The sequence below is a fragment of the Acidimicrobiales bacterium genome (assembly GCA_035540975.1).
Taxonomy (GTDB): domain Bacteria; phylum Actinomycetota; class Acidimicrobiia; order Acidimicrobiales.
Map to the genome: position 1 here is coordinate 1 of DATLFN010000076.1, position 10,339 is coordinate 10,339.

8 protein-coding genes are annotated in these 10,339 nt (G+C 74.4%); 6 read left to right on the forward strand and 2 right to left on the reverse strand.

The genetic code is table 11. From position 1 onward, the window contains the following. The 5 genes from VM242_09010 to VM242_09030 all read left to right on the forward strand — a co-directional run. Nucleotides 1–830, forward strand: an 830-nt coding sequence (locus VM242_09010; protein ID HVM05299.1) for a hypothetical protein, incomplete at its 5' end; no start/stop codon positions are given. 326 nt (nucleotides 831–1,156) lie between these two features. Then, entirely contained in the window at nucleotides 1,157–2,632 is a 1,476-nt protein-coding gene (locus tag VM242_09015) for a malectin domain-containing carbohydrate-binding protein (protein HVM05300.1), read from the forward strand. A gap of 146 nt (nucleotides 2,633–2,778) precedes the next feature. After that, nucleotides 2,779–3,597: a glycosyltransferase gene (locus VM242_09020; protein ID HVM05301.1), complete on the forward strand. Its 819-nt coding sequence runs from the start codon at nucleotides 2,779–2,781 to the stop codon at nucleotides 3,595–3,597. A 3-nt stretch (nucleotides 3,598–3,600) separates the two neighbouring features. Continuing rightward, nucleotides 3,601–5,472, forward strand: coding sequence for an asparagine synthase (glutamine-hydrolyzing) (asnB, locus tag VM242_09025; protein ID HVM05302.1), 1,872 nt, complete (start codon nucleotides 3,601–3,603; stop codon nucleotides 5,470–5,472). Then, complete coding sequence (locus VM242_09030; protein HVM05303.1) at nucleotides 5,469–7,211, forward strand: asparagine synthase-related protein; 1,743 nt, start codon at nucleotides 5,469–5,471, stop codon at nucleotides 7,209–7,211. The genes asnB and VM242_09030 overlap by 4 nt, the downstream gene beginning before the upstream one ends. 185 nt (nucleotides 7,212–7,396) lie before the next feature. Here VM242_09030 and VM242_09035 read toward each other — a convergent pair whose 3' ends face one another. Both VM242_09035 and VM242_09040 read right to left on the reverse strand, forming a co-directional pair. Further along, on the reverse strand, nucleotides 7,397–8,287 hold the full coding sequence (locus tag VM242_09035; GenBank protein ID HVM05304.1) for a glycosyltransferase family 2 protein: 891 nt from the start codon (nucleotides 8,285–8,287) through the stop codon (nucleotides 7,397–7,399). Next, nucleotides 8,284–9,465 carry a glycosyltransferase gene (locus VM242_09040; GenBank protein ID HVM05305.1) on the reverse strand — a complete coding sequence of 394 codons (1,182 nt, stop codon included), beginning with the start codon at nucleotides 9,463–9,465 and terminating at the stop codon, nucleotides 8,284–8,286. The genes VM242_09035 and VM242_09040 overlap by 4 nt, the downstream gene beginning before the upstream one ends. Nucleotides 9,466–9,554: 89 nt before the next feature. On the opposite strand from VM242_09040, the gene VM242_09045 reads away from it, so the two are divergent. Further along, nucleotides 9,555–10,339, forward strand: a 785-nt coding sequence (locus tag VM242_09045; GenBank protein ID HVM05306.1) for a hypothetical protein, incomplete at its 3' end; no start/stop codon positions are given.

The following is a 10,339-nucleotide window of genomic DNA, read 5'->3' on the forward strand; positions in this document are numbered from 1 at the left end:
CCACCACCACCACCACCACCGCTCCGCCCGCCCCGACGACCACCACCACCACGACGCCGCCGGCGCCCTCCGGTACCTTCCCGGGCCCCGGCAACACGGGCGTCCCGGCCGGCACGGTGCTGCGCCCGAGCGGCGGGTTCACCGTGACCACGCCCGGCGCCGTCGTCGAGAACCTCGACGTCACCGGGTGCATCCTGGTGCGGGCGAACAACGTCACCATCCGCAACACCCGTGTCCGGGGGTCGTGCTGGGGCGGCGCCATCGACACCGACTACGGCGCCTACTCGGGCATCCTCATCCACGACGTCGAGATCGACGGGCGCAACGAGAACGCCGGTGCCGCCCTGCTCGGCAACTCGGGCTTCACCTGCCGGCGGTGCAACATCCACCACGGTGGGGGTGGCGTCCGGATGACCAGCAACGTCGTGCTGGAGGACTCCTGGATCCACGACATCTACGGCGAGGGCGACACCCACAACTCCGGTGTCGGCAGCAACGGCGGGCGCAACTTCGTCGTCCGCAACAACAACATCGACTGCTCCACGCTCCCCAACTGCTCGGGTGCGCTCGTCCTCTACGGTGACTTCAACCCCGTCCAGGACGTGCTCGTCGAGAACAACCTCTTCAACGGTGGCGGGTTCTGCGTGTACGGCGGCAGCGTCCCCGGCAAGCCCTACCCGGTCGCCTCGAACACCCGGTTCCTGAACAACGCCTTCGGCCGTTCCGCCTTCCAGGATTGTGGCTACTACGGGCCGTACACCTCCTGGAGCAGCGCCAACGGCAACGTCTGGTCCGGCAACCACTGGGTCGACACCAAGGCTGCCGTCTGACCTCGGTCCCACGTCCAGCCGCCACGAGGGGAGCCCCTGCGGGGGCTCCCCTCGGCGCGTACCGCCGGGCGGCGCCGTCGGAGCGTTCGTCGGACCTGGCGGCCTCGCCACGTTTCGGTCGGGGAAGTCATACTTGATGAGTCGCGCCTGCGTCGGTAAGACTCTGCGCTGTTGCGGGGTTCCGCAGGCGGGACCTGGGGGAGACGTCAGCCGGTGCGTGCGTCGGCGCGCCGCCACGGTCGACGTCGCCTCGGCGAGTGCGAGCGAGGGGAGAGTCGTTGGTGGTCGGCGCGGGCAGGCGAACGGGTGGGCACCACCTCAGGTGGGTGGCCGGTACCGTCGCCCTCGCATTCGCACTCCTCGCCGCTCCTCTGTCGACGCGGACGGCGGACACCGTCGCCGCCGTGGCATGGCGGGTCAACGCCGGAGCGGGGCCGGTGAACGACACCGGCGGACGCCCGTGGGAGGGGGACCGCGGCTTCCGCGGCTCCGGTGGGATCCAGCACGCCACCGGTACCGACATCAAGGGGACGACCGACGACGTCCTGTACCAGACCAACCGCTGGGGGATGTCGGCCTACGACGTCCCCGTCGGAGCACCCGGCCGGTACGTCGTCCGGCTGATGTTCGCCGAGACGGTGTTCACCGACCCCGGTGTACGCGTGTTCGACGTGCTGGCCGAGGGCACCACGGTGGTGTCCCGCCTGGACCTGGTCGCGGTCGCCGGCTACGCCGTCGCCCACGACGAGGTGCGGGAGGTCGAGGTCTCCGACGGCGTGCTCAACCTGGAGTTCCGGGCCCTCGCCGACGACCCCATGCTGTCCGCCCTCGAGGTGACCCGGGCGGACGCCGACGCGGCAGCGACACCCTCGTCGTCGTCGTCGTCGCCGCCGCCGCCGCCGCCGGCCCCGACGTCGACCACCGCCGCGCCCTTCGCCACGGTGGCCACCGCTCCCCCGACGGCGGCCCGGGCGACCTTCTGGCCGCCTCCGCCCCCGGCGCCGGCTCCGGCTCCGACGGCGACGGCGCCCCCCCCGCCGGCCGGCGGTCCGTACCCGGGCCCGGCGAACACCGGCGTGCCCGCCGGGACCCCGCTCCGCCCTTCCGGTGGCTTCACCGTCACCCAGGCGGGCGCCGTCATCGACGGTCTCGACGTCCAGGGCTGCATCCAGGTCCGGGCCAGCAACGTGACGATCCGCAGGACCCGGGTCCGCGGCTCGTGCTTCAACGGCGCCATCGACACCGGCTACGGCGAGGTCTCGGGCGTCGTCATCGAGGACGTGGAGATCGACGGCGGGAACCAGAACGCGAACGCCGCCCTGCTCGGGAACTCGGGCTTCACGTGCCGGCGGTGCAACATCCACCACGGCGGCAGCGGGATCCGCATGACGAGCAACGTGGTGGTCGAGGACTCTTGGGTCCACGACCTGTACGGCGCCGGCGACAGCCACAACTCGGGAGTGGGCAGCAACGGCGGGTCGAACTTCACCCTCCGCCGCAACAACATCGACTGCGGCGCCCTACCCAACTGCTCGGGCGCCTTCGTCCTCTACGGTGACTTCAACCCGATCACCGACGTCCTGGCCGAGGGCAACCTCTTCAACGGCGGCGGGTTCTGCGTCTACGGCGGCAGCGTCGCCGGCAAGGCGTACCCGGTGGCCAGCAACGTGCGCTTCCACGACAACGCCTTCGGCCGATCGGTATTCGCCCGGTGCGGCTACTACGGGCCCGTGAACTCGTGGGGCGGCTCGTCCTCCGAGTGGAGGGGCAACTTCTGGGCGGACACCAAGCAGCCCTTGTAGGCGCCGGGACCGGTCGGGACCGGTCGGGACCGGTCGGGACCGGTCGGGACCGGTCGGTGCCGGCGGGGCGAGGCGCTACGCTCGAACCTCCCGAACCGGGAGCGACCCAGCGCATGCGAACCGGAGGGGCGCCCGCCGCTGCGAGCGTGGTGGTCCCAGCCCACAACGAAGCCGGCGTCATCGAGGAGTGCCTGCGGGCCCTGCTGCGCGACGCCCGGGCCGGTGAGCTGGAGGTGGTCGTGGCCTGCAACGGCTGCACCGACGACACCGCCTGGCGGGCGGAGTCGTTCGGCGCCGACGTCACCGTCGTCAGCACGCCGCGACGGGGCAAGGCGAACGCCCTGAACCTGGCCGACGCCGCCTGCCACACCTTCCCGCGGGTGTACGTGGACGCCGACGTGCTCCTCGAGACGCCGGCGCTGCGCCGCCTGGTCGCCGCGCTCGAGCCGGAGGGAGCCGCGCTCGCGGCGTCGCCCGGGCTGCGCCTCGACGTCAGCCGGTCGTCGGCTGCCGTGCGGTCGTTCTACCGGCTCTGGTCGCGCCTGCCGTCCGTCCGTGACGACCTGGTGGGTCGCGGGGTGTACGCCCTGTCGGAGCGGGGCCACGCCCTGGTCGCGCCGTTCCCCGAGATCCTCGCCGACGACCACCACGTGCGCTCGTGCGTGCCCCGCCCGGCCCGCGTGGTCGTCGAGGAGTGCTCGTCGCTGGTGCGCCCGCCGCGCACGCTGCGGTCGCTGGTCCGGCGCCGGGCGCGGGTGGTGGCCGGGAACCGCGAGCTCGGGACGTCCGGCCCTGGGGCGGGCGGCGTGCTCGCCGTGCTGAGGGACGACCCCCGCCGGGCGGTCGACGCCCCGGTGTTCGTCCTCGTCGCCGTGCTCGCCCGCCTCGCCGGCGCCCGGCGGCGGCCCGACGAGCCGATCCCGTGGGGCCGCGACGACAGCCGCCCCGCTCCCGTGGCGGAGTAGGCCGTGTGCGGCGTCACCGGCATCTTCGACCCCCGCGGGGACGCCCTCCCCACCGACGAGCTCGAACGCATGACGGACCGCATCGCCCACCGGGGCCCGGACGACCGGGGGACGTTCGTGGCGCCGGGGCTGGCGCTCGGCCACGTCCGGCTGTCGATCCTCGACCTCTCGGCGTGCGCCGCCCAGCCCATGCGCTCGCACGACGGGCGCCACGTCGTCTCCTTCAACGGCGAGATCTTCAACTTCCGCGACCTGCGCCGGGGCCTGGAGGACGCCGGGGTGGGGTTCACGTCGACGGGGGACACCGAGGTCCTCGTCGAGCACATCGCCCGCCACGGGGTGGCGGCGACGGCGCTGGCCCTGGAGGGTGACTGGGCGTTCGCGGTGTGGGACGTACGGGAGCGCCGCCTCACCCTCGCCCGCGACCGCCACGGCGTGAAGCCGATGTACTGGTTGGTCGACGCGGCCGGGCGCGTGCGGTTCGCGTCCGAGCTGAAGGCCTTCGGGGGCGACGTCGGGCCGCCCGACCACACCACCGTCTCCGCCGCCCTGCTGGGGCTGTCGGGGACGTTCGGCGACCGGACCATCTTCTCCCGGGCCCGGGCGGTGGAAGCGGGCGAGACGGTCACGTTCGCCGGCGGCGTCGAGCCCGTGCGCCGGCGCTACTTCAGCCTCTTCGACTTCGCCGACCGGGACCTGTACGAGGAGCTCGACCGCGGAGGCCCCGAACGGGTCGTCGACCGGGTCCAGGCGGCGTTCGAGTCCAGCACCGTCATGCGCATGATCAGCGACGCGCCGGTGGCCTGCCTGGCCAGCGGCGGCGTCGACTCCAACCTCGTCGCCCGGGTCGCCGCCGCCCAGGGCGACGACCTCGGCCTGTACCACGCCGACGTCCTCGGGAACAGCGAGCGGCTGGCGGCCGAGCGCCTGGCCCGGACGGTCGGGCTGCCGCTCCACGTGGAGACGGTGTCGGACGAGGACATCCTGGCCGCCGTCGTGGCCGTCACCCGCGCCAACGACATGCCCCTCATCTACCACCTCAACTCGATCCCCTTCTACCTCGTGAGCCGCCTGGCCCGGCGGGACGGGATCAAGGTGCTGCTGACCGGGGAGGGGAGCGACGAGTACTTCATCGGGTACCCGCAGTACGCCCTCGCCCCCGTGCTGCGCCGGGTCGACGGGGCCAAGCGGGCGGCGCAGCGGCTCGTCCACCGCGCCACCGGGCGGGCCGGGAAGCTGCTGTGGCCACGGACCGACGACCGGTTCCCGGAGCTGCTCGAGCAGCTGCTGTTCCGCTACGAGCAGGACGTCGTCCGCCGCCGCGCCGAGGAGGCCTTTGCCTTCGTCCCCGAGCGGCAGCGCCGGCTGCACGTCATGACGATGGAGCTGGTGCACGGGCACCTGTCCTCCCTGCTGCACCGCAACGACCGGCTCGGCATGGCCTGGAGCCTGGAGTCGCGATTCCCGTTCCTCGGCCACGAGCTGGCGCGGGTGGCGGTGAACGTTCCCGGCCGGTACAAGCTCCGTACCACCCGGTCGGTGCACGACCGCCGCCACCCGTTCGTCGTCGACAAGTGGCCGGTGCGGGAGGTGGCGAGGCGGCTGCTCCCCGCCGATCTGGCCATGCGCGAGAAGCAGGGCTTCCCGGTGACGATCTACGACCGCATCCGCATCGACCCGGAGTGCCTGGCCGGCGGGTTCGTGGCCGACTTCTTCGGCCTGGGCGGCGACGCGCTGGAGACGCTGGCGGCCGAGGCCACCCCTTTGTGGATGACGCGGCTGATGCTCCTCGAGACGTGGGGGCGACTATTCGCCGCCCACGACGACGTCGCCCGCACCGAGGAGTGGCTCGCCAAGCACGTCCGCGTGTCATGACCGCGCCCACGGGAGACGTGCCCGGCGTGTTCGTGGCCCTCAGCGTCACGGCCGACGCCGGGGAGGACGAGCGGCTCGCCCTGGTCCGGCGGGCCGAGCGGGCGGCGGCGTCGGTGGCGGCCGTCGCCGGCGGGCGCCCGGTGGTCACGACGCCCGAGGAGCCGGGTGACGCCGCCGGCCTCCTGACGCTCGCGTGCACCACCACGGGTGGCGGACCGCTCGACGTCGCCGCCCTGGGAGCGCGGCCCGACGCCGCGCTCGGCCTGGCGCCGAGCCTGGTGGCACCCGGCGGGCTGTGGGCCCGCTCGGGCGGGCGGGTCGTCGTCGCCGCCGACCCGCTAGGGATCCTCCAGCTCCACGTGGCCCGACAGGCGCGGTGGGCGGCGTGCTCCACGTCGGCCCTCGCCCTCGCCTCCCTCACCGGGGCCGGGCTCGACGAGGCGGCCCTGTCGGTGTTCGCCCTGCTCGGCGTCCATGCCGGCGACGAGACGCCGTTCGCCGGCGTGCGCACGCTCCGGGCCGGTCAGGCGTGCACGCTCGCCGGCGGACGGGCCGAGCGGACGCCCTTTGCGGCCACGGCCGAGGACGCGGGCGAGGGCGATCCGGTGGATGCCGGCGTCGACGTCGTGCGGGCGTCGGTGGCCGCTGCCGTGGCCGGCCACGACGCCGTCCACCTCGAGCTGAGCGGCGGGCTCGACAGCCGTCTCCTGCTGGCTGCGCTGCGGGAGATGCCGGTGGCGGTGACGACGATGACCGTCGGTTCGCCGGGGGCGCCCGACGTGCGCGTCGCCGGCGACCTGAGCCGACGGCTGGGGCTGCCCAACCAGGTCGTCGACCTGGCCGGGCTGGCCACGCTGTCGCCGGCGGAGGCGTGGGAGCTGGTGCGCCGGGCCGCCGCCGGGCGGGACGCCTGCGGCAACGCCGTGGGCGAGGGGGTCCTCGAGCTGGTGGAGGACCGCAGCGCCCAGGGCCCGCGGATCTCCGGTCAGAACGGCGAGTTCGCGCGGGGCTTCTACTACGCCGGCCAGCCGCCGTGGCCGAGGCCGACGCCCGCCCTCGCCGGCGCGCTGGTGCGCTGGCGCCTCACGACCAACGACGCCGTCGATGCGTCCGTGGTGGACGCCGGCTTCCGGGAGGCGGGCTCGGCACGCGTCGCGACGCTCGTGGAGGAGGCGCTGCGGGGCTACGGCCGGCCGTGGCTGGCGGCGACCGACGAGCTGTACCTCGACCTGCGGATGCGCCGGTGGGTGGGCCCCGAGCACTCGGCGGCGTCGCGCCGCCACCCCGTCCTCGCCCCCTTCTTCCACCCTGCGTACCTGGCGTGGGCCCGCCGGGCGGCGCCGGCCGACAAGCGCGGCTCGCGCCTGTGCGCGGCGGTGCTCCAGAGGATGGCGCCCGACCTCGCCGCCCTGCCGCTCGACTCCGGCCGCACGCCGGCCGAGATGGCCCGCCGGGACGTCGCCGGCCGGGCGAGCGCCCTGGCGCACTCGGCCGGCAAGGTGGCCGCCAAGGTGCGCCAGCGGCTGCAGTCGACCGGGCGCCCGGCGGTGGGGGCCGTCTCCCTGGCGGCCCGGGTGCACGAGCACTGGCGCGCCGAGCCCGCCAGCCTCGAGCCCGTCCTGGCCTTGCCCTTCGTGGCCCGCGGCGCCGTCGAGGCGTTCCTCGCCGGTCAGCGCGGCCTCGACGTGGCGTCGACGTCGTTCCTGGTCGACCTGGTCGTCGCCGCCGAGCGCCGCTGACCGCTGGTGCTTCGACGTCATTCGTTCGCTTCGCTCACTCCTTTCGGTCGAGTTGACCGTGCTCCGGTGGGCGAGCGGAGCTCGCCCGCCTCCGCAGCCGGAGAGGCCGCCTGCGGCGGCGGGCGCGGCCACGGACCTTGCCCGCTGCGAACAAGCCGAGAGGTTTGTGGCCAGGGCATCGGCGGTCAGCGCCGCCGGAGCGAGAGCAGGGCGCGCAGGGCGGCCCGGTGGGTGGCGTGGCGGCTGCGGACCAGCTCGTTGAGCACGACGGCGGCCGCGAAGGCGGCCGTCTCCGCCGCCCCGTGCCGCTTCCGGTACAGGCGGACCCGGTTGCGCACGAGGAGCGCCCACAGGGCGGGGGAGCGGTGGGCGTCACCACCGATGTGGGTGACCACGGCGCCGGCGACGTACCGGAGCCGCAGGCCGGCGTCGCCGGCGCGAAGGGCGTAATCGGTCTCCTCCGAGTAGAGGAAGAAGGACTCGTCCCACTCGGCGACGGCGTCGAGGCACCGGGGCGCGATCGCCAGTGCTGCGCCCGTCGCCCACTCGGCGTCGGTGCCCGACTGGTACACCCGGCGATCGGCGACCACCTCGCCGAAGCACGACAGGCGTCCGGCCAGCGTTCCCCCGAAGACGGCCTCGCCCAGCGCCCGGGCCACCGTCGGCGCCCGCCGCAGCGACAGCTGGATGGTCCCGTCCTCGTCCTCGATGCGGGGAGCGGCGATCCCGACGGTGGGGTCGTCGAGGGCACGGAGCAGGGCCCCGGCGGTGCCCGGGGAGAGCCGTACGTCGGGGTTGAGCACGAGCACCGCACCGCGCTGGCGGCGCGACCGGACGCCGAGGTTGATGGCGGCCGCGTAGCCCGCGTTGCCTCCCGCGTCGATCACCGTGGCGGCCGGAGCGAGACGGCGGGCGACGTCGGCCGAGCCGTCGGACGAGGCGTTGTCGACGACGACCACCTCGGTCCGGTCGATGCCCGCCAGCCCCTCGTCGAGCGAGGCGAAGAGGGCCGGGAGCAGGGGCGCGCTGTTGTACGTGACGACGACGACGGTGAGTGCCGACCCGCCCGGCGTCACCTGCGCTCGGCGTCGGGCGCCCGCCGGAGCACGCCCAGGAACTCCTGCGCCCGGATGTCCCAGCTGTGCTGCGCCGCGAGGTCGCGCCGGGCGGCGGCCAGGAACGGGTCGCGGGGCCGGTCGAGCTCGTCCTCCACGGCGGCGGCGAACGCGTCCGCACCGGCGACGGTGCGAACGAGGTCGGTGCCGAGCCACCGGATGGCGGGCAGGTCGGTCGCCACGACCGACCGCCCGGCGGCGAGGTACTCGAGCGTCTTCAGCGGGAAGCTGGCCCGGTTGAACGCCGAGTCGGCATAAGGGACGAGGCCGACGTCGATCGCCCGCAGGTACCCGGGCAGCGAGGCGAACGGTTTGGCTCCCAGCCACTGCACGTTGGGCCGGGCGAGCAGACCCTCGACCCGTTCGAGGTCGAACGTGATCTGGCGGGGCCCCACCAGCAGGAGCGAGCGGTCGGTGGCGGCGACCGCCTCCAGGATGGAGACGTCGATCCGGTCGGACAGGTGGCCGACGAACCCGGCGATCGGCGGCGGCAGCGTGACGTCGGCCGGGTAGGCCAGGTCGTCGGTGCCGGCGAACAGCTCGACGTCGCACCCGTTGGGGATCATCGCCACGTGGGGGTGGCGCTCGGCCCACCGTTCGCGCAGGCCGTCCGAGACGACCACGACGGTGCCCGCCGAGTGCTCGATCCGGCGCTCGCAGCGCTCCAGCCACCGGGTGCTCGACCCGATCAGCTGGGCGGCCGCGACCAGGTCGTCGGTGGCGTAGAACACGCTCCGGCGCTCGCCGAACATCCCGAACGCCGGCGTCTGGGACGCCACGACGACGGCGTCCACGTCGGCCCGCAGGGCGCGCACCGCGCGACGGACGGCTCGGAGGAGCATGCGCTCGGCCACCATCCGCACGCCCGGGCGCCCCAGGGCGGGCAGCACGACCGGTGTGAGGCGGGCCAGGTTCGGCGCCACCAGCCTCAGCCGCGGCCCCTCGAGCGACGCCCGCAGGTCGGGGTTGTGACGCGGGCTCAGGACGGAGAGGGGCGGGTCGACGTACAGCACCGGGACGTGGCGGGCGAGCCGGATCGCCATGTGCTGGTCGGGGAACATGTTTCCGTCCCACGCCGTTCCGGCGACGAACACCACGAGCGCAGACCAGTCACCGGGCAGGGTGTGCTCCGGCGGCATGCGACAATTGTACCGGCGGCCATTGGGGCGGGATCGGTGTGACCCACCGGTACAGTGGTGGACGCCGAGTCTCCAGGAAGTGAGGTGGCGTGGACCTGTTGGCACTCGTCCGGGTGATGGCACGCCGGTGGTACCTGGCGCTCCCGCTGCTCGGTCTCACCCTGCTGGTGGCCATCGTGTCGTACGCCAAGGTCACCCCGGTGTACGAGGCGCGCGGGTCCATGCTGCTCTTCGCCCCGGCGCTGGCCGACGACGCCGAGGGCCGGGCGAACCCGTACCTGCTGTACGGGAACCTCAAGGTCGCGGCCAACGTCGTCTCCGAGGTCGTGTCCCAGAAGGAGATCCAGGAGGAGTTGGCGGCGACCGGCGCCACCGGCGACTACGAGGTCGGCACCGACCCGATGACCATCGAGCCCACGGTGGTGGTCGTGGCCACCGGCAGCGACGACGTCGCGCCCCGGACCGTGCTCGCCGTCATGCAGGTGTTCGAGCGGGAGCTGCGGGCCGCCCAGGAGCAGGCGTCCGCCCCTCCGCGCACCTGGATCACGACGCGGGTGGTGACGCCCCCCGGCGAGCTCACCGAGCAGTTCGGCGGCAAGCTGCGCGTCGTCGCCGTGGTCCTGTTCCTCGGCTTCGCGGTGACGCTGATCGTCGCCTTCGGTGCCGATGCCCTGGAGCGCAGCCGCGCACGGCAGCAGGGCGTCGAGGCCCCCGACGAGGGGCTGGCGCCGGCGCCGGTACCCGCCACCGCGGCCGCCGCCGCGGCGTCGCCATGGGCCAACCCGCCGCCTCCGCCTCAGCCGGCACGGCGATCCCAGGACGGGGCGAGACCGTCGGCGCCACCCCAGCCGGTGCGGCCGCCCCAGCCCCAGCC